This window comes from Streptomyces changanensis, assembly GCF_024600715.1.
GTDB classification, from domain to species: Bacteria; Actinomycetota; Actinomycetes; order Streptomycetales; family Streptomycetaceae; genus Streptomyces; species Streptomyces changanensis.
On the sequence record NZ_CP102332.1, the window covers coordinates 3,378,020 to 3,396,265 of the forward strand.

Below are 18,246 nucleotides of genomic sequence, written 5' to 3' on the forward strand. Positions count from 1 at the left end.
CTCGACGAGGTCCTGCGGTGCGCAGGACCTCACTTGGTGGTGTCGTCGGACGGATCCGGCCGGGTACTGCCCCCGTGCCGGGGCAGGCCGCCCGTGTCGTCAGATGTCCTGTCCTGCTCCGCGGTGTCCGCCGAGGTCTCCGCGTCGGATCGTCGCTGGTCCCGCCCGGCCCGCTCGCTCTCGATGAGCTCGTTGAGCCAGCGGACCTCGCGCTCGACGGACTCCATGCCGTGCCGCTGGAGTTCGAGCGTGTAGTCGTCGAGCCGCTCGCGGGTGCGCGCCAGTGAGGCGCGCATCTTCTCCAGCCGCTCTTCGAGGCGGCTGCGGCGGCCTTCCAGCACGCGCATTCGGACGTCGCGCTCCGTCTGGCCGAAGAAGGCGAAGCGGGCGGCGAAGTGCTCGTCCTCCCAGGAGTCCGGCCCCGTGTGGGTCAGCAACTCCTCGAAGTGCTCCTTGCCTTCGGCGGTCAAGCGGTAGACGATCTTCGCCCGCCGTCCGGAGAGGGAGGCGGCGAGGGCGTCCTCGGGGGCACTGCCCGGTTCCTCTATCAACCAGCCGTTTGCGACCAGGGTCTTGAGGCAGGGGTAGAGGGTGCCGTAGCTGAAGGCTCGGAAGATCCCCAGCGAGGTGTTGAGCCGCTTGCGCAGCTCGTAGCCGTGCATCGGCGCCTCGCGGAGCAGACCCAGGACGGCGAACTCGAGGATGCCGGAGCGCCTGCTCATCAGCCGCTTCCTCCTCCACGCCGCTCGTTATGCCGCCCTGATGTATCGGTTCGATACATCATGACGATAGAACGGCAGTGCTGAGCCGACAAGTGGGTCGATGGTGAACGGCGTCACATCAACAATTCGCAGTAAGCGAGTTGCGTGGTTTGGGGTGAACTCGGGCGCAAGGGGGGTTTTGGCCGTGCGTAGTCTGTGCGGCATGCATACCGGGGGGAACCACGAGGCGACGGGGGACGTCATCGTCGTGGTGGGTGCATGGAGGACGGGCCTGGCGGCCTCGTCCGACCCATTTCGGGGGGACCGGAACTCAGCTGCCGCTTCCAGGCGTACTCGCCTGCCCGAGGAGTAGTCGTTCGATGAGCGAGCACCGTCGTAAACCGCCGCAGCCGCAGGGTGGCGGCCGCGCCGCGGCCCGGCGCGCTGCCCAGCAGCCCGGCCGCCGGCCGGCGCGGGATGTCAGTACAGGATCCCCTTCCGACTCGTACGGCGAGGGCCAGCCCTATGGCGGGCGCGCCGAGGCGCGGCGGGCTGCCCAGCGCGGCGGCCGCCGCCGCGGCGCCGACGGCGCCGGCGGGTCGGGGGGCCATGGCGGAGGCCGCCGCGGTACCGGCGGCGGGGGGTACGCGGGCGGCGGCCGCGGGGGCGGGCGCCCAGGCCGGAAGCGGCTGATCGACTACCCGCGGCACGACCGGTACGGCTGGCGCCGCTGGGTGCCGTCCTGGAAGCTCGCGGCGGGTCTGTGCGCCGGCTTCCTCGTCATGCTCACGGGCGGGGCCACGCTCGCGTACGCGATGGTGGAGCTGCCGGACCCGGACAAGGCCGCGACGGCGCAGAACAACGTCTACTACTGGTCGGACGGCTCGCAGATGGCCGCCACCGGTGGTGAGGTCAACCGGCAGATCATCGGGTACGGCGACATCCCCGAAGCGATGCAGGACGCCGTGGTCTCCGCCGAGAACAAGACGTTCTGGACGGACTCCGGCGTCGACCCGATGGGCATCGGCCGCGCCCTGTTCAACATGGCGACGGGCGGCGAGACCCAGGGTGGCTCGACCATCACCCAGCAGTACGTCAAGAACAACCGCCTGAACAACCAGTCGCAGACGCTGGACCGGAAGTTCAAGGAGCTCTTCATCTCCATCCGGGTCAACACCGAGTTGACCAAGAAGGAGATCATGGCGGGCTACCTGAACACCTCGTACTTCGGGCGGGGCGCCTACGGCATCCAGGCGGCAGCGCGCACGTACTTCGGCAAGGACGCCAACAAGCTGACCACGGAGCAGTGCGCGTTCCTTGCCTCCCTGCTCAAGGGCTCCACCTACTACGACCCGGCCGGCTCCCCCGAGATCGACCCCAAGGCGACCGCCGCGGCCAACACCGAGCGGGCGACGAAGCGCTGGAGCTGGATCCTCGACGAGATGGTGAAGGACGGGAAGCTGGACGCCGGCACGCGCGCGACGCTCACGTTCCCCGAGGTCAACCAGCCGCAGAAGCAGGCGAAGCTCGGCGGACAGGTCGGCTACCTGGTGGACCTGGCCAAGGCGTACTTCATCAACAACAACGAAGAGGGCATCACCGCCGAGGACCTCGCCACGGGCGGCTACGAGATCAAGACGACCTTCGAGAAGAAGAGGGTCGACGCCCTGGAGAAGGCCGTCAAGAAGACGTACGCCGAGCACATCGACCCGGAGGCACGCCCGAAGACGGACACGCACGTCCAGTTCGGCGGCGCCTCCGTCAATCCGTCGACGGGTGCGATCGTCGCCATCTACGGCGGCACCGACGCGACGAAGCACTTCACCAACAACGCCGACCAGACCGGTGCCCAGGTCGGTTCGACGTTCAAGCCGTTCGTGCTCGCGGCCGGCATGGAGCACGGCGTTCGCAACCCCAACAAGGGTGAGAACCAGGGTCCCGAGGACCGCACGAAGATCGACCCGGACACGGCGATCTACAACGGCGCCAACAAGCTGAAGATCCGCAACTACGATGGCAGCACCTGGCGGGACGAGAACGACAACGAGTGGCTGCAGGTCAACGACAACGACGAGAGCTACCCGGACATCAACCTCCGCGAGGCGATGATCCACTCGGCCAACTCTCCGTTCGTCCAGCTCGGCATGGACATCGGCATCGAGCAGGTCAGGGAGACGGCCATCTCCGCCGGCCTCCTGAAGAGCAGCCTCGCCCAGGGCAACGTGCCGTCGTTCTCCATCGGCATCTCCGACCCCAGCGCCATCCGGATGGCGGCCGCCTACGCGACGTTCGCCGCCAACGGTGAGCAGCGCGACCCGTTCTCCGTGACCGAGGTGAAGCGGAACGGCGTCGTGGTCTACCGCCACGAGGACAAGGCCAAGCGCGCGTTCTCGACCGCGATCAGCAGCAACATCACCGACGTGCTCGTCGACGTCGTGGAGAAGGGCACCGGCAAGAAGGCCCGCCTCCCCGACCGCACCGCGGCCGGCAAGACCGGTACCACCGACGGCAACAAGTCCGCCTGGTTCGTCGGCTACACTCCGCAGCTCGCGACGGCGATCGACATGTACCGCCTCGACGACAACGCCGCCAACAAGAACCGCAAGTTCGAGGAGATGTTCGGCACGGGCGGCCGTGAGAAGGTCCACGGTTCGTCCTTCCCGTCCGAGATCTGGAAGGCGTACATGACCGAGGCGCACAAGGGCCTGCCGGCGAAGCGGTTCCCCGCGCCCGAGGACCTGGACGCCGGGCCCGTGTACGGCGGTGGCGCGAAGACCCCCAAGCCGTCCCCGAGCGTGGAACCCTCGACGTCCCCCTCCCCGTCGATGTCCCCGTCGCCATCCCCGTCCCCGTCGGTCCGTCCCTCGCAGTCGAAGCCGGGGAAGCCCGAGGAGACCTGTGACCCGTTCGACTGGGATTGCGGGACGGAGAACGGTGGCACCGACGCCGGGACCACCGACGGGACCGACTCGGGCGGAACGGTCGACGGTGGCAACACCACCGACGGCGGGGCCACCGAAGGCGGCGAGAGCAGTGAACCGCCGACGACCGGCGGCAACGCCGCCACCGGAGGCAACGGCAACGGCAACGGGAGCGGAGGCTGGTTCGGCGGAACAGGCGGCTAGCGCCCTCCTCCCCGGCCCCCTCCCCCGGTCGTCCGGCCACCCGCCGGACGGCCGGACGGACTCCCCACGAGGGCCGTCGCACCCCGTACGCCACACCGCGCGTACACCGGGTGCGGCGGCCCTCGCCGCGTTCCCGGTGGGATACGGCAGGATGTCCCGCATGCCGAGCCCAGAGAAGACGAGCGTCCCCCACGACCGGCGGTCCGTCGTGTGCCCCACGCGCCGGGACGAGGTCGCCGCCGCGGGCAGCGAGCTGATCGGCGGCCCCGTCGGCCGCCGCGCCCGGCTCGGCACCGTCGACCTCACGCCCGTGCGGGTCGTCGCGCTGGTGGCGATCGGCATGTTCGCGCTCGGCATGGTGCAGAAGCTGCCCTGCTACAACTGGGCCTGGTTCCGCGGCGCAGCCTCGCAGTACACGCACGCCTGCTACTCCGACATCCCGCACCTGTTCGTCGGCCGCGGGTTCTCCGACGGTCTGATCCCGTACTTCGACCGGTTCCCCGGGGACATGCAGTACCTGGAGTACCCGGTCCTCACGGGGCTCTTCATGCAGGTCGCCGCGTGGCTCACGCCGGGTGGGGGAGACCTCCAGTACCGGGAGCAGATGTACTGGATGGTCAACGCGGGCATGCTGCTCGTCTGCGCCGCGGTGATCGCGGTGTGCGTCGCCCGTACGCACCGGCGTCGCCCCTGGGACGCCCTTCTGGTCGCCCTGGCTCCGGCCTTCGCGCTGAACGCCACGATCAACTGGGACCTGCTCGCCATCGCCCTCACCGCCGCCGCGGTGCTCATGTGGAGCCGGGGTCGCGCCCTCGCCTTCGGCGTGCTCCTGGGCCTCGCCACGGCCGCCAAGCTGTACCCGTTCCTGCTCCTCGGACCGCTCCTCGTGCTCTGCTGGCGGGCCGGGAAGTGGCGGCCCTTCGCCGTGGCCCTGCTGGGCTCCGCCGGTGCCTGGCTCGCGGTGAACCTGCCCGTGATGCTGCTGGCCCCGGAGGGCTGGAAGAAGTTCTACGTCTTCAGCCAGGAGAGGAACATCGACTTCGGTTCCTTCTGGCTGGTGCTCACCCAGCGCGCGGACCTCGACCTGCAGATCGAGACGGTCAACACGACGGCGAGCGTGCTCATGCTGCTGGTGTGCGCCGGGATCGCCGCGCTGGCGCTCACCGCGCCCCGCCGCCCCCGCTTTGCCCAGCTGGCGTTCCTGGTGGTGGCCGCCTTCATCCTGACCAACAAGGTCTACTCGCCCCAGTACGTGCTGTGGCTGATCCCGCTCGCCGCCCTGGCCCGGCCTCGGTGGCGGAGCTTCCTGGTGTGGCAGGCGTGCGAGGTGGCGTACTTCCTCGGGATCTGGATGTACCTCGTGTACGTCACCACCGACAGCAAGCAGGGGCTCCCGCCGGACGGCTACCACTTCGCCATCGTGCTGCACCTCGTCGGGACGCTGTACCTGTGCGCCCTGGTCGTTCGCGACGTTCTGCGCCCCGAACTGGACGCGGTCCGGCAGGACGGCTCCGACGATCCCTCCGGAGGGGTCCTGGACGGCGCTCCGGACGTCTTCGTCGTCGGGAGCGCGGCGCGGACGCGGCGTGCGGAGGGTCAGGAGCCGGCCCCTATGGACGGGGAACACCCGGGCGTTGTTTCACGTGAAACGGCGTGAAGGGCCGCACCCGTCGGGGTGCGACCCTTCACACGGCCAGGGGCCCGGCGACGCGTCCTAGCGGTCGACGATCCGGTCGTACTGCGTGGTGGTGTGCCGCAGGTGCGCGACCAGCTCGTCGCCGACCTGCGGCTCCTGGGCGTCCGACGGGACGAAGAGGATGGACACCTGCATGTGCGGGGGTTCCGCGAACCAGCGCTGCTTGCCCGCCCACACGAAGGGCGAGAGGTTCCGGTTGACCGTCGCGAGACCGGCCCGCGCCACGCCCTTGGCGCGCGGCATCACGCCGTGCATGGCCTTCGGAGCTTCCAGGCCGACGCCGTGCGAGGTGCCGCCGGCGACGACGACCAGCCAGCCGTCGGACGCGGCGCGCTGCTGCCGGTAGCCGAAGCGGTCGCCCTTCGACACACGGGTGACGTCGAGGACCGCACCCCGGTACTCCGTCGCCTCGTGGTCGCCGAGCCACAGCCGCGTACCGATGCGGGCGCGGAACCGGGTCTGCGGGAACTGCTGCTGGAGGCGCGCCAGTTCCTCGGCCCGCAGATGGCTCACGAACATGGAGTGGAGCGGCAGCCGGGCGGCGCGCAGCCGGTCCATCCAGCCGATGACCTCCTCGACGGCGTCGGAGCCGTCGGTGCGGTCCAGCGGGAGGTGGAGGGCGAACCCCTCCAGGCGCACGTCCTCGATCGCGGAGTGGAGCTGGGCCAGCTCGTGCTCGTGGACGCCGTGCCGCTTCATCGAGCTCATGCACTCGATGACGACCCGCGCCCCCACGAGGGCGTGCACGCCGTCCACGGACGACACGGAGCGGATGACGCGGTCCGGGAGCGGGACCGGCTCCTCGCCCCGGCGGAACGGCGTCAGGACGAGCAGGTCGCCACCGAACCAGTCCTTCATGCGGGCGGCCTCGTAGGTGGTGCCGACGGCGAGCATGTCGGCGCCGAAGCGGTTGACCTCCTCGGCGAGGCGCTCGTGGCCGAACCCGTATCCGTTGCCCTTGCAGACCGGGATGATCCCCGGGAACTGGTCGATCACGGACTTCTGGTGCGCCCGCCAGCGAGCGGTGTCGACGTACAGGGAGAGCGCCATGGACGGTCCGGACCCTTTCTGTGGGCGTGGGGGTGTCGGGTGTGACGGGTGGTACGGGACGTGTGCGAGCGTACGGGTGCCTCAGCGGCGGGACATGTACATGTCCAGCGCCTTGTGCAGCAGCTTGTTGAGCGGGAAGTCCCACTCGCCGATGTACTCGACGGCCTCGCCGCCCGTACCCACCTTGAACTGGATCAGGCCGAAGAGGTGGTCGGTCTCGTCCAGGGAGTCCGAAATGCCGCGCAGGTCGTACACGGTCGCGCCCATGGCGTAGGCGTCGCGCAGCATGCGCCACTGCATCGCGTTCGAGGGGCGGAACTCGCGGCCGACGTTGTCCGAAGCGCCGTAGGAGTACCAGACGTGGCCACCGACGACGAGCATCGTCGCCGCGGAGAGGTTCACGCCGTTGTGCCGCGCGAAGTACAGCCGCATGCGGTTGGGGTCCTCGTTGTTGAGGACGGTCCACATGCGCTGGAAGTAGGACAGCGGGCGCGGCCGGAAACGGTCGCGAACGGCCGTGATCTCGTACAGCCGCTGCCACTCGGCGAGGTCCTCGTAGCCACCCTGGACGACCTCGACACCGGCCTTCTCGGCCTTCTTGATGTTCCGCCGCCACAGCTGGTTGAAGCCCTTGAGGACGTCGTCCAGCGACCGGTTGGCGAGCGGGACCTGGAAGACGTAGCGGGGCTGCACGTCACCGAAGCCGGCGCCGCCGTCCTCGCCCTGCTGCCAGCCCATCTTGCGCAACCGGTCCGACACCTCGAAGGCGCGGGGCTCGATGTGCGTGGCCTCGATGTCCCGCAGGCGCTTCACCTCGGGGTCCTGGATGCCCGACTTGATCGCCGGCGCGTCCCAGCGGCGGATGACCACGGGCGGGCCCATCTTGACCGAGAACGCACCCTGGTTCTTGAGGTGCTGGAGCATCGGCTGGAGCCAGTCGTCCAGGTTGGGCGCGTACCAGTTGATGACCGGGCCCTCGGGCAGGTAGGCCAGGTACCGCTTGATCTTGGGGAGCTGGCGGTACAGGACCAGTCCCGCACCGACCAGCTGCCCGTCCTTGTCGAACCAGCCCAGGTTCTCCGAGCGCCATTCGGTCTTCACGTCGGCCCACGCCGGAACCTGGCAGTGACTCGCCGCCGGAAGGCTCTGGATGTACGCCAGATGCTGCTCTCGGCTGATGGTCCTCAGGGTCAGGCTCATGCGGGGCGCTCCTCGGCAGGTATGTCCCCCATCGGTACAGGGGTTCCAGCTCTCGCGCCGAAGCCTACTGGCACGGAGGAGCGCCCCGACTGGCCGTACTGCGCGAGGGGCTAGCCGAGCAGGCCGCCGAACAGACCACCGCGGGCCATCCCGAGGAAGAAGCCGACCGCCGAGGCGCCCAGGCCCACGATCAGGAAGGTGCGCTCCCGCGTGGTCACCGAGACGAACTGGCCGTACGCGCCCGTGACGATGCCCACGAGACCCGCCCACGAGCTGAGCAGGTGGAGGCCGTGGAACTGCGCGGTGATGAAGGCGAGCGCGCCCAGGACCAGGGTCACGGCCATCAGCGTGTCCTGGAGGGGATGGGGCTTGCCGTCCGTGGCGAAGAGGGACGAGGACGGATGACGGTGGAACACCTGAGCCATGAGGCACCTCCTGGCTTGCCGGAAGGCGGCGCACTGTAGCGCCGCCCGCACCCGATGTGTCCAGATTGCGGCCTCCGGCCACCGGATTTCAACCGGAAGCCTCGATGCAGGTACTCTGTACGGTCTGCACCGGTGTCTGCCCATGCCCGGAAACGGGTGGGGCGGCGGCCGCACTGTGGTCGGCTCACCGCCGGCCCGTGGCCGTTGTCAGTGGGCCCCGATACCGTTGCGTACGCATCACGACCCTCCTGCCACGGAACGACCGTGGCCGCTGAGTCCAAAGGAGGTGGGTTCCACATGCGTCACTACGAGGTGATGGTCATCCTCGACCCCGATCTCGAGGAGCGCGCTGTCTCCCCGCTGATCGAGAACTTCCTCTCCGTCGTCCGTGAGGGCAACGGAAAGGTCGAGAAGGTCGACACCTGGGGCCGTCGTCGTCTCGCTTACGAGATCAAGAAGAAGCCCGAGGGCATCTACTCGGTCATCGACCTGCAGGCCGAGCCTGCGGTCGTCAAGGAGCTCGACCGCCAGATGAACCTGAACGAGTCGGTCCTCCGGACCAAGGTCCTCCGCCCCGAGATCCACTGAGCCTCCGGCTCACGGTCATCGGGTCCGAGTAGCAGCAAGCAGCCAGAAGCAATCCCGCCGAGAGGTTCCCCATGGCAGGCGAGACCGTCATCACGGTCGTCGGCAATCTTGTCGACGACCCCGAGCTGCGCTTCACCCCGTCCGGTGCGGCGGTCGCGAAGTTCCGCGTCGCGTCCACTCCCCGCACCTTCGATCGCCAGACCAACGAGTGGAAGGACGGCGAGAGCCTGTTCCTGACGTGCTCGGTCTGGCGCCAGGCGGCGGAGAACGTCGCCGAGTCGCTCCAGCGGGGCATGCGCGTCATCGTGCAGGGCCGGCTGAAGCAGCGGTCCTACGAGGACCGCGAGGGCGTCAAGCGCACGGTCTTCGAACTGGACGTCGAGGAAGTCGGCCCCAGCCTCAAGAACGCCACGGCCAAGGTCACCAAGACCACCGGTCGCGGCGGTCAGGGCGGGTTCGGCGGCGGCGGCCAGCAGGGCGGCCAGGGCGGCGGCAGCTGGAGCGGCGCCCCGGGCGGCCAGCAGGGCGGCGGCGCTCCCGGCGACGACCCCTGGGCCAGCAGCCCGCAGCCCGGCGGCCAGCAGGGCGGCCAGGGCGGCTGGGGCGGCGGTTCCGGCGGCGGCTACTCGGACGAGCCCCCCTTCTAGGGGCGGGCTCGTACCCCACTTCTTGATCACACAGGAGAAACACCATGGCGAAGCCGCCTGTGCGCAAGCCTAAGAAGAAGGTCTGCGCGTTCTGCAAGGACAAGACCGCGTACGTGGACTACAAGGACACGAACATGCTGCGGAAGTTCATTTCCGACCGCGGCAAGATCCGTGCCCGCCGCGTGACCGGCAACTGCACGCAGCACCAGCGTGACGTCGCCACGGCCGTCAAGAACAGCCGTGAGATGGCGCTGCTGCCCTACACGTCCACCGCGCGATAAGGGAAGGGTGACCGACTGATGAAGATCATCCTTACCCACGAGGTCTCTGGCCTCGGTGCCGCCGGCGACGTCGTCGACGTCAAGGACGGTTACGCTCGCAACTACCTGGTCCCGCGCGGTTTCGCGATCCGCTGGACCAAGGGTGGCGAGAAGGACGTGGCGCAGATCCGCCGCGCCCGCAAGATCCACGAGATCGCGACCATCGAGCAGGCCAACCAGATCAAGGCCCAGCTCGAGGCCGTCCAGGTGCGCCTGGCCGTTCGCTCCGGCGACGCCGGCCGCCTCTTCGGCTCCGTGACCCCGGCTGACATCGCCTCGGCGATCAAGTCCGCCGGTGGCCCGGAGGTCGACAAGCGCCGTGTCGAGCTCGGTTCGCCGATCAAGACCCTTGGCTCGCACAAGGTGTCGGTGCGCCTGCACCCCGAGGTCGCCGCGAACCTCGGTGTCGAGGTCGTCGCTGCCTGAGCCCTGCCTGCGCAGAGCTGAGCACGTGGAGGGCCGCACCCGTCAGGGTGCGGCCCTCCACCGCGTTCCAGGGGGCCCACCACCGTGTACCAGGGGTGGCCCACCACCGTGTTCCACGTGAAACGCGGTCGCGACCGGTTTCACGTGAAACATCAGCGGGCGGCTCCCGTGACGAGCCAGCGACCGGAGCGCATCCTTACCCAAAGGGTCACCACGCGGGTCGCCATCATCAGGGACATCGCCCCCCACAGGGCCGTCAGCCCGCCGCCGAGCACCGGCACCAAGAGCGCCACCGGTGCGAAGACGACGAGCGTGACGACCATGGCACCCGCCAGGTACGGGCCGTCCCCCGCGCCCATCAGGACACCGTCCAGGACGAAGACCACTCCCGCGACCGGCTGGGTGAGCGCCACGACCAGGAGTGCGGGCACAAGCGCGTCCCGAACGGCGTTGTCACCGGTGAAGAGCGGGGTGAACAGCGGTCGGGCGGCGACGATGAGAAACCCGAGCGCCACGCCTGAGGCCACACCCCACCGCACCATCCGACGGCACACCGCCCGGGCACCCTCGGTGTCACCGGCACCGAGGTAGCGGCCGATGATGGCCTGCCCCGCGATGGCGATGGCGTCCAGCGCGAAGGCCATGAGGCTCCACAGCGACAGGATGATCTGGTGCGCCGCCACCGACACGTCCCCCAGGCGGGCCGCGATGGCGGTGGCGATCATCAAAACCGCGCGCAGGGAGAGGGTCCGGATGAGGAGGGGCACGCCCGCCTGGGCACTCGCCCGGATGCCGGCGACGTCGGGCCGCAGGGAGGCGCCGTGGCGCCTGGCTCCCCGGACGACGACGGTGAGGTACGCGGCGGCCATGCCGCACTGCGCGATCACGGTGCCCCAGGCGGAACCCGCGATGCCGAGGCCGGCGCCGTACACCAGCGTGACACTGAGGACCGCGTTGGCGCTGAAGCCGGCGATCGCGACGTACAGCGGGGTGCGGGTGTCCTGGAGCCCGCGCAGGACGCCGGTGGCCGCGAGCACGACCAGCATGGAGGGGATGCCGAGACTGGACACGCGCAGATAGGTGGTCGCGTGCGGGGCGGCGGTGCCGGAGGCGCCGAAGGTCTCCACGACCCAAGGGGCCGTCGGCAGGGTGACCGCCACGACGGCGGCTCCGAGGAGGAGGGCGAGCCAGATGCCGTCCATGCCCTGGCGGATCGCCGAGGGGAGGTCTCCCGCGCCGACGCGGCGGGCGACGGCGGCCGTGGTGGCGTAGGCGAGGAAGACGAACACGCTCACCGCGGTGGACAGCAGCGCGGCGGCGACGCCCAGACCGGCCAGTTGTGCGGTGCCGAGGTGACCCACGACGGCACTGTCGACGAGCACGAACAGGGGCTCGGCGACGAGGGCGCCGAAGGCCGGAAGTGCCAGGGCGAGGATCTCGCGGTCGTGATGCCGGCCGATCTTCCTGGGGGTCGTGGAAGCCTGGGTCATGGGGTCAATGTAATCGTCCACAGGTAAGAGACACAACTGATCTGCAGCCCTTACATCGACGCGCCGTCGCGGCGCGCGCCCGGGCCATTCGGAGTGATCTTGATCCAGCCGTGAAAGTTTTTCTCCCCCACAGCCGGTGGATGGAAAAGCTGCAGGTCAGGGCGCTTCTCGTGGGTTGGGTATGAGTTTGTCCACACGGCTGTCCCCTGGTCCGTGCACAGGATCAAGCGGGTTCTCCACAGCATCGAAGCCTTCGCCCACAGGGCCTGTGGATAACCAGATTGGCTGACGGTGCCCGCGGGCCTACCGTGGTCCGGCGCCCGACGTGCCGCGAGGTGGAGTCGAAGCCTCTTGTTTGTCAGAGCCGTGGCGTAGAAAGAGTGGCACGGCAAGGTCCGCGGTGCGGACGGGAGGAGGTGGGCCGGTGAGCATCCCCGAGCCTTTGGACGACCCCTGGACCGACAGCGGACCGAGCGACCGCCTGCCCGTCTCCCGGCAGCGCGGCGGCGAGGGTCTCGTCGGCGGACGGGGTGGCGGCCGCGGCCGGGGACGCGACGAGCAGCACGAACGGGGCGCCGACGGCGGCCCCTGGGACGGCGGCGGCGCGGGCGCCTTCGAGCGCGTCCCCCCGCAGGACCTGGACGCCGAGCAGTCCGTGCTGGGCGGCATGCTCCTCTCCAAGGACGCCATCGCGGACGTCGTGGAGATCATCAAGGGTCACGACTTCTACCGTCCGGCGCACGAGACGATCTTCCAGGCGATTCTCGACCTCTACGCGAAGGGGGAGCCCGCCGACCCGATCACGGTCGGCGCCGAGCTGACGAAGCGCGGCGAGGTCAACCGTGTGGGCGGTGCGTCGTACCTGCACACGCTGGTGCAGTCCGTGCCGACGGCCGCCAACGCCTCGTACTACGCCGAGATCGTCCACGAGCGCGCGGTCCTCCGACGGCTGGTGGAGGCCGGCACCAAGATCACGCAGATGGGATACGCCGCAGACGGCGACGTCGACGAGATCGTCAACCAGGCGCAGGCCGAGATCTACGCCGTCACCGAGCAGCGCACGAGCGAGGACTACCTCCCCCTCGGCGACATCATGGAGGGCGCCCTCGACGAGATCGAGGCGATCGGCTCCCGCAGCGGCGAGATGACCGGCGTGCCCACGGGCTTCACCGACTTCGACTCCCTGACCAACGGCCTGCACCCCGGCCAGATGATCGTCATCGCCGCCCGTCCCGCCATGGGAAAGTCGACCCTGGCGCTGGACTTCGCCCGGGCATGCTCGATCAAGCACAACCTGCCCAGCGTGATCTTCTCCCTGGAGATGGGGCGCAACGAGATCGCGATGCGCCTGCTCTCCGCGGAGGCGCGGGTCGCCCTGCACCACATGCGCTCCGGCACGATGACCGACGAGGACTGGACCCGGCTGGCCCGGCGCATGCCGGACGTCTCCCAGGCACCGCTCTACATCGACGACTCCCCGAACCTGTCGATGATGGAGATCCGCGCCAAGTGCCGCCGCCTCAAGCAGCGCAACAACCTGAAGCTGGTCGTCATCGACTACCTTCAGCTGATGCAGTCCGGCGGTTCGAAGCGCGCCGAGAGCCGGCAGCAGGAGGTCTCGGACATGTCCCGTAACCTCAAGCTGCTGGCGAAGGAGCTGGAGCTTCCGGTCATCGCTCTCTCCCAGCTGAACCGAGGCCCCGAGCAGCGCACGGACAAGAAGCCGATGGTCTCCGACCTGCGCGAGTCCGGTTCCATCGAGCAGGACGCCGACATGGTGATCCTGCTCCACCGCGAGGACGCCTACGAGAAGGAGTCCCCGCGCGCCGGCGAGGCCGACCTGATCGTCGCCAAGCACCGTAACGGTCCGACGGCGACGATCACCGTCGCGTTCCAGGGTCACTACTCCCGCTTCGTGGACATGGCCCAGACCTGACAGGTCACTGTAGGGTCTCAAATCCAGCTTCATAATCTCAGCGCCCGCTGCATATGGATGGCATTTATGCAGCCATCATGAGACTCGCAGCTCGGATCGTTCACTCTTCTGGGTGGCGTAAGGGGCGACCTCTCCATGCGGGGAGCGAACGCTGACACCTTGGCTACACGGGCAGTCACTCGTGGGCTGGGGGTGCGGTGGACGTCGCTGCGACGGTGAGTATCCGTCATCAACGTGGTGCTCTCGTAGAGGACCAAGACTGGCGTACGGTGCCTGCCGATCTCCTGCAGTCGGCTTGTCCGTGGCGGACGTTCCGCTGGCACAAGGGCCAGAAGCACTACTCCGGCACTTACTGGTCGGCGACGATGCGGGATCACGTGATCTACGAGTCGCGACTGGAGCTGTCGCGGTTGCTCTTCGCCGACTTCGATCCGGCCGTACGCGGCATCGTGGCCCAGCCCTTCTTGCTGAAGACGGTGTTGGAGGGGAAGGTCCGTCGGCACATACCGGACTATCTCCTCCTTACCGAGCAGGCACCGGTGGTCGTCGACGTCAAGCCGCTGCATCGGTTGTCCAAACCAGAGGTGGCGATCACCTTCGATTGGACCCGGCAGGCGGTGGAGTTGCGGGGATGGAAGTACGAGGTCTGGAGCGAGCCTCCGGCCGTGGAGCTGGAGAACATCCGGTTCCTGGCAGGCTACCGACGGGACTGGCTGTTCAGCCCAGAGATCCTGGAAGACCTTCGGGGAGCTGAGCTCGACGGTGTCTCTCTGAGGCAGGCCGCGCGCTGTCTGCCGAATCGTCCGGAGTCCCAAGTCCGCTCTGCCATCCATCATTTGCTCTGGATGCAGTCTCTCGTTACCGACCTCAATCGGCCGCTGGGCCCTTCACACGTTCTGAGGTGGGTGGCATGAGTAGAGCAGGGGCTCGGGTCGGGGTCGGTACGCGCTTCCGCTACGACGGGGAATCCGTCGAGGTGGTGGAGATGGCTGCGACCACGGCAGGCAACGAAGTGGTCCTGAAGGATGGCCGGGGGCGATTGCTGCGCCTGTCACTCAAAGAACTTCTGTTCTCGGACCGTGCCGCTGTAAGTCCAGACGGCCCGGGACCGTCAGCCGACGACGAAGAGGAGATCGCTTCGGTCGTACTTGGGCAGCTCGACAGCTCTGCACGGGCGAAAGTCCTTGAACGCGCTGAGCACGTCCGGGAGGTTCTGACGGGATACCGGTCTGGAGCTCCGGAACTGGCACGCGATGGTGAGCCCCGACCGGCCTATCGCCCGGAGCAACCGTGGGAGGCTCGATACACGGCAAAGGCGGCTGAGCTGGGGGTATCACCTCGTGCCGTGAAGCAATGGGTCTCTGACTTTCGTCGTGGCGGAGAGGCCGGGCTCGCGCCGAAGAAGACAACAGAAAGACCCCACTCAGGAGTTGATGATCGGTGGGTGGAGACCGCGGTAGAGGTGATGGCCGAGCACACCGACCAGTCGCGGCCGTCGCGGACGATGGTGATCGAGCGGACCCGGGCTCGGGTAATAGCGCGGTTCGGTGAGGGGGTGGTGCGGCAGCCGAGCCGGGCGACGGCCTTTCGCCTTCTGGAGGAGCTGGAGCGACGCCATCCGCTGTTCCGGCTGAGTACGAAGCGGAACCGGGATATCGCCGGTCGGCCGGAGGGTCCGTACGGGAAGCTGCGGCCGACGCGTCCGGGTGAGTATCTGCTGATGGACTCCACCCGCTTGGACGTCTTTGCGTTCGACCCGTTGACGCTGAAGTGGGTTCAGGCCGAGTTGAGTGTCGGGATGGACTGGTACTCCCGCTGCATCACGGGGATCCGGCTGACTCCGGTCTCGACGAAGGCGGTGGATGTCAGTGCGGTGCTGTTCCAGTCGTTTCGGCCGCGGCTGGCGGGGCGGGACTGGCCGCGGCACGCGGTCTGGCCCGAGCATGGCATCCCCCGCACCGTCCTGGTCGATGTCGAAGGCGCCACCGGGCCGGGGCTGGCCTCGCCGCCTTTGGTTCCCGAGACGCTGGTCGTCGACCACGGCAAGGTCTATGTCTCGGAGCACCTGACCAGTGTCTGCCGACGGATGGGCATCTCCATCCAGCCGGCCCGGCTGCGGACGGGCCGCGATAAGGGGCCGGTCGAGCGCTACTTCCGGACTTTGCGGGAGGGGCTGCTGCAGGTGCTGCCCGGCTATAAGGGCCCCGACATCCACTCGCGGGGTGAGAGCCCGGAGGACGACGCGTTCTTCTTCCTCGACGAGCTTGAGGCGATCATCCGGGAGTGGACCGCGGCGGTCTATCACTGCCGGCCGCATTCCAGTCTGGTCGATCCCGGTCTGCCGGGTCTGCGGATGTCCCCAGCGAAGATGTTCGAGCACGGCATGGCGCGGGCGGGTTACATCGAAGCGCCCCGCGACCGGGACCTGGCTTACGAGTTCCTGCAGACGAAGTGGCGCACGGTCCAGCACTACGGGGTCGAGATCGGCCGCCGCCGTTACAGCGGCCCCGGCCTGCCCGAGCCGGGAGTCCTTAGCCCCTACGACAGTCCGGTCAAGAACGGCTGGCCTTTCCAGGTGGACCCCGACGACATCACCCGGATCTACTTCCGCGATCCGGCTACTCGGGCCTGGCGCACGCTGGTCTGGGAGCACGCGCCATCGGCCGAGATGCCGCTGAGCGAGGACGCGTTGACGTTCGCCCGGCAGCTGGCGGCCTCGAAGTATCGCTTTCCTGACGACCGGCTTGCCGTCGCTGATTTGTTGGAGCGGTGGAATCTCGGGCTGGGCACCACGATCGCCGAGCGGCGCATGGCCCTGCGGCTCTCGCGCGAGCAGGCCGCCATCGAGCTTCCGGAGAGTGAGGCGGAGACGGTCGTCTCGCTTCCGTCCGTACGCAAGGCCCTCGGCCAGGACGAGCAGACCGCGGAACTGCGGGAGCCCGACGTGGTGACGGAGACCGGGGATGACGACGAGGCCGATCTGGAGGACCTCGCCGGGGAGGACGACTTCTACGCCGATGCCCTGGAGGACGTGTGAACGACGGCAGCGTTCCGCAGCCAGGCAGTCTTGCCTTGTCGCGGAAGGAGGACTTCAAGGCGTTCGCAGAGAGCCCTCGCCGCAGCCGGCCCGACCTGCTGACCCGCAAGCAGCTGAAGTCCCTGCCCACACAGGCGCGGGCGGACTACGACCGTCAGCGCCGGCAGTGGCACGCGAACATCGGCCCGGTCAAGACGCCGCAACTGACAGAGCTCCATGAAGACCTATGGGACATCGTCGACAGCAACGAGCAGGACGGCGACAAGGCCAAGGGGGCGGTGGCCGTCGACGCGTTCCCGGGTCTGGGCAAGACGACCTCGGTGCTGGCCTTCGCCCGCGACTTCCACCAGCGGGAGATCGAGGAGTCGGGCGCGTTCACGAGCCAAGGGCACGAGCGGATCCCGGTCTGCCGGGTCGGGCTGACCGGGAACACCGGAATGAAGGATCTCAACCGGGCCATGCTGGAGTTCTTCGGCCACCCCGGACAGATGCGGGGGACCACCGCCCAGTTCGGACGGCGGGTGCTGGACTGCGTGCTGTCCTGTGATGTCCGCCTGGTGGTTCTGGACGATCTGCACTTTTTGAAATGGGGACAGAAGAGCGGCATCGAGGTGAGCAACCACCTGAAGTGGATCGCCAACGAGTTCCCGGTGACGTTGCTGATGGTGGGGGTCGAGCTCGCGAAGAAGGGCCTGTTCGGCGAAGGAACGAACGGGCGCGACACCGCTCTGGCCCAGACCGGCCGCCGCACCACCCGCCTCGGGCTTCGTCCGTTCACCATCGATATGGAGGCCGGGCGCCGGGAGTGGCGGCAGATGCTGCTGGCCCTCGAACAGCGAGTCGTGCTCACCGACAAGCATCCCGGCATGCTCGCGGACGACCTGTCGGACTACCTCTTCGCCCGCAGCACCGGACACATCGGCTCGCTGATGACGCTGATCAACCGCAGCTGCCAGCGGGCGGTCCGCACCGGCGCCGAACGTCTTGACCAGGAGCTCATGGACCGGGTGAAGAACGACGAGGCATCCGAGGCCGCCCGCCTCGAACTGCAGGCCGCGCTGGAGAAGAAACGGCTGACCAGCCGCCCGCGGCCCCGGAGCCGGCGACCCGCATGAGAACGCCGGCCCGCACCCTGCCGATCCGGCTGCCTCCACTGCCCGGCGAGGCCCTGGACTCATGGCTGGAGGCGATAGCAAGACGGATGGACACCGCGCTCGGTGATGTTCTGCTGCACTTCGGCTTCCCGGTCCGGCACCGGGCCGGAAACCAGTTCAGGGGCATCCCGGCAGACTGGACGATCGTCCTCGACGAGCGGTTGGCCGCCGCTGTCGCACACGCCACCGGGACGTCCCCGGAGACAGTCGCTGCCCTGACCCTGACTCATTACGACGGACGGGCCCTCCACCTGAGTGCCGGGGGCCGGGCCGTGTCACGGCACGTCCTTTGGGGCCGCGGAGGGGGATCCCGGTTCTGTCCGGAGTGCCTTCATGCCACTGGTGGGCGATGGCAATTGTCCTGGAGGCTCGGTTTCTCCTTCGCCTGCACCTGGCACCGCAGGCTGCTGGCGGACTGCTGCCCGCACTGCGGGAGGGTGCCGCGGCAGCG

Annotated in this window: 15 protein-coding genes and 1 pseudogene; 11 read left to right on the top strand and 5 right to left on the bottom strand. The window is 68.6% G+C overall.

The genetic code is table 11. The features are described from left to right. Positions 1-29: 29 nt before the first annotated feature. On the bottom strand, positions 30-722 hold the full coding sequence (locus NRO40_RS14935; protein WP_058943632.1) for a PadR family transcriptional regulator: 693 nt from the start codon (positions 720-722) through the stop codon (positions 30-32). A gap of 359 nt (positions 723-1,081) precedes the next feature. Here NRO40_RS14935 and NRO40_RS14940 point away from each other — a divergent pair, with 359 nt between their 5' ends. Together NRO40_RS14940 and NRO40_RS14945 are read left to right on the top strand one after the other, a co-directional pair. Continuing rightward, the gene (locus tag NRO40_RS14940; RefSeq protein ID WP_058943633.1) at positions 1,082-3,826 is read left to right on the top strand and encodes a transglycosylase domain-containing protein; all 2,745 of its coding nucleotides are present in this window, start codon (positions 1,082-1,084) and stop codon (positions 3,824-3,826) included. 160 nt (positions 3,827-3,986) lie between these two features. After that, the gene (locus tag NRO40_RS14945) at positions 3,987-5,483 is read left to right on the top strand and encodes a glycosyltransferase family 87 protein (protein WP_079047286.1); all 1,497 of its coding nucleotides are present in this window, start codon (positions 3,987-3,989) and stop codon (positions 5,481-5,483) included. Between the two features lie 57 nt (positions 5,484-5,540). Here NRO40_RS14945 and NRO40_RS14950 read toward each other — a convergent pair whose 3' ends face one another. From NRO40_RS14950 to NRO40_RS14960, 3 genes are all read right to left on the bottom strand, one after another. Continuing rightward, the gene (locus tag NRO40_RS14950) at positions 5,541-6,572 is read right to left on the bottom strand and encodes an alanine racemase (protein WP_058943635.1); all 1,032 of its coding nucleotides are present in this window, start codon (positions 6,570-6,572) and stop codon (positions 5,541-5,543) included. Between the two features lie 81 nt (positions 6,573-6,653). Then, positions 6,654-7,772: a lipid II:glycine glycyltransferase FemX gene (locus NRO40_RS14955; protein WP_058943636.1), complete on the bottom strand. Its 1,119-nt coding sequence runs from the start codon at positions 7,770-7,772 to the stop codon at positions 6,654-6,656. A gap of 110 nt (positions 7,773-7,882) precedes the next feature. Then, positions 7,883-8,197, bottom strand: a complete 315-nt coding sequence (locus NRO40_RS14960) for a hypothetical protein (RefSeq protein ID WP_058943637.1) — start codon at positions 8,195-8,197, stop codon at positions 7,883-7,885. A 297-nt stretch (positions 8,198-8,494) separates the two neighbouring features. Here NRO40_RS14960 and rpsF point away from each other — a divergent pair, with 297 nt between their 5' ends. The 4 genes from rpsF to rplI all read left to right on the top strand — a co-directional run bounded on the left by rpsF (position 8,495) and on the right by rplI (position 10,178). After that, positions 8,495-8,785 (top strand): 30S ribosomal protein S6, encoded by a 291-nt coding sequence (gene rpsF, locus NRO40_RS14965; RefSeq protein WP_015609864.1) that lies wholly within the window; start codon positions 8,495-8,497, stop codon positions 8,783-8,785. A gap of 71 nt (positions 8,786-8,856) precedes the next feature. Further along, the gene (locus tag NRO40_RS14970; RefSeq protein WP_058943638.1) at positions 8,857-9,432 is read left to right on the top strand and encodes a single-stranded DNA-binding protein; all 576 of its coding nucleotides are present in this window, start codon (positions 8,857-8,859) and stop codon (positions 9,430-9,432) included. 44 nt (positions 9,433-9,476) lie between these two features. Further along, positions 9,477-9,713, top strand: coding sequence for a 30S ribosomal protein S18 (gene rpsR, locus NRO40_RS14975; RefSeq protein ID WP_005315025.1), 237 nt, complete (start codon positions 9,477-9,479; stop codon positions 9,711-9,713). Between the two features lie 18 nt (positions 9,714-9,731). Continuing rightward, positions 9,732-10,178 carry a 50S ribosomal protein L9 gene (rplI, locus tag NRO40_RS14980; protein WP_058943639.1) on the top strand — a complete coding sequence of 149 codons (447 nt, stop codon included), beginning with the start codon at positions 9,732-9,734 and terminating at the stop codon, positions 10,176-10,178. Between the two features lie 152 nt (positions 10,179-10,330). Here rplI and NRO40_RS14985 read toward each other — a convergent pair whose 3' ends face one another. Beyond that, entirely contained in the window at positions 10,331-11,668 is a 1,338-nt protein-coding gene (locus NRO40_RS14985; RefSeq protein ID WP_058943640.1) for an MATE family efflux transporter, read from the bottom strand. Between the two features lie 442 nt (positions 11,669-12,110). Here NRO40_RS14985 and dnaB point away from each other — a divergent pair, with 442 nt between their 5' ends. From dnaB to NRO40_RS15010, 5 genes and pseudogenes are all read left to right on the top strand, one after another. Continuing rightward, positions 12,111-13,604: a replicative DNA helicase gene (gene dnaB / locus NRO40_RS14990; protein ID WP_058943641.1), complete on the top strand. Its 1,494-nt coding sequence runs from the start codon at positions 12,111-12,113 to the stop codon at positions 13,602-13,604. A gap of 269 nt (positions 13,605-13,873) precedes the next feature. Next, complete coding sequence (locus NRO40_RS14995) at positions 13,874-14,518, top strand: TnsA-like heteromeric transposase endonuclease subunit (protein WP_232791174.1); 645 nt, start codon at positions 13,874-13,876, stop codon at positions 14,516-14,518. Continuing rightward, entirely contained in the window at positions 14,515-16,641 is a 2,127-nt protein-coding gene (locus NRO40_RS15000) for a helix-turn-helix domain-containing protein (protein WP_257375428.1), read from the top strand. Before NRO40_RS14995 ends, NRO40_RS15000 begins: the two co-directional genes overlap by 4 nt. Continuing rightward, positions 16,638-17,756 (top strand): AAA family ATPase, encoded by a 1,119-nt coding sequence (locus NRO40_RS15005; RefSeq protein ID WP_058942073.1) that lies wholly within the window; start codon positions 16,638-16,640, stop codon positions 17,754-17,756. Before NRO40_RS15000 ends, NRO40_RS15005 begins: the two co-directional genes overlap by 4 nt. Beyond that, positions 17,753-18,193: pseudogene (locus tag NRO40_RS15010) on the top strand (TniQ family protein); the annotation flags it as partial. The gene NRO40_RS15005 and the pseudogene NRO40_RS15010, both read left to right, overlap by 4 nt. Positions 18,194-18,246: the final 53 nt, after the last annotated feature.

Excerpts from the sequence above, each read along its gene's own strand:
- NRO40_RS14950 (WP_058943635.1), bottom strand. The coding sequence starts at position 6,572 with ATGGCGCTCTCCCTGTACGTCGACACCGCTCGCTGGCGGGCGCACCAG.
- NRO40_RS14960 (WP_058943637.1), bottom strand. The coding sequence starts at position 8,197 with ATGGCTCAGGTGTTCCACCGTCATCCGTCCTCGTCCCTCTTCGCCACG.
- rpsR (WP_005315025.1), top strand. The coding sequence starts at position 9,477 with ATGGCGAAGCCGCCTGTGCGCAAGCCTAAGAAGAAGGTCTGCGCGTTC.
- NRO40_RS15000 (WP_257375428.1), top strand. The coding sequence starts at position 14,515 with ATGAGTAGAGCAGGGGCTCGGGTCGGGGTCGGTACGCGCTTCCGCTAC.
- NRO40_RS14970 (WP_058943638.1), top strand. The coding sequence starts at position 8,857 with ATGGCAGGCGAGACCGTCATCACGGTCGTCGGCAATCTTGTCGACGAC.
- NRO40_RS14935 (WP_058943632.1), bottom strand. The coding sequence starts at position 722 with ATGAGCAGGCGCTCCGGCATCCTCGAGTTCGCCGTCCTGGGTCTGCTC.
- NRO40_RS14940 (WP_058943633.1), top strand. The coding sequence starts at position 1,082 with ATGAGCGAGCACCGTCGTAAACCGCCGCAGCCGCAGGGTGGCGGCCGC.
- rplI (WP_058943639.1), top strand. The coding sequence starts at position 9,732 with ATGAAGATCATCCTTACCCACGAGGTCTCTGGCCTCGGTGCCGCCGGC.
- NRO40_RS14985 (WP_058943640.1), bottom strand. The coding sequence starts at position 11,668 with ATGACCCAGGCTTCCACGACCCCCAGGAAGATCGGCCGGCATCACGAC.
- NRO40_RS14955 (WP_058943636.1), bottom strand. The coding sequence starts at position 7,772 with ATGAGCCTGACCCTGAGGACCATCAGCCGAGAGCAGCATCTGGCGTAC.
- NRO40_RS14945 (WP_079047286.1), top strand. The coding sequence starts at position 3,987 with ATGCCGAGCCCAGAGAAGACGAGCGTCCCCCACGACCGGCGGTCCGTC.
- rpsF (WP_015609864.1), top strand. The coding sequence starts at position 8,495 with ATGCGTCACTACGAGGTGATGGTCATCCTCGACCCCGATCTCGAGGAG.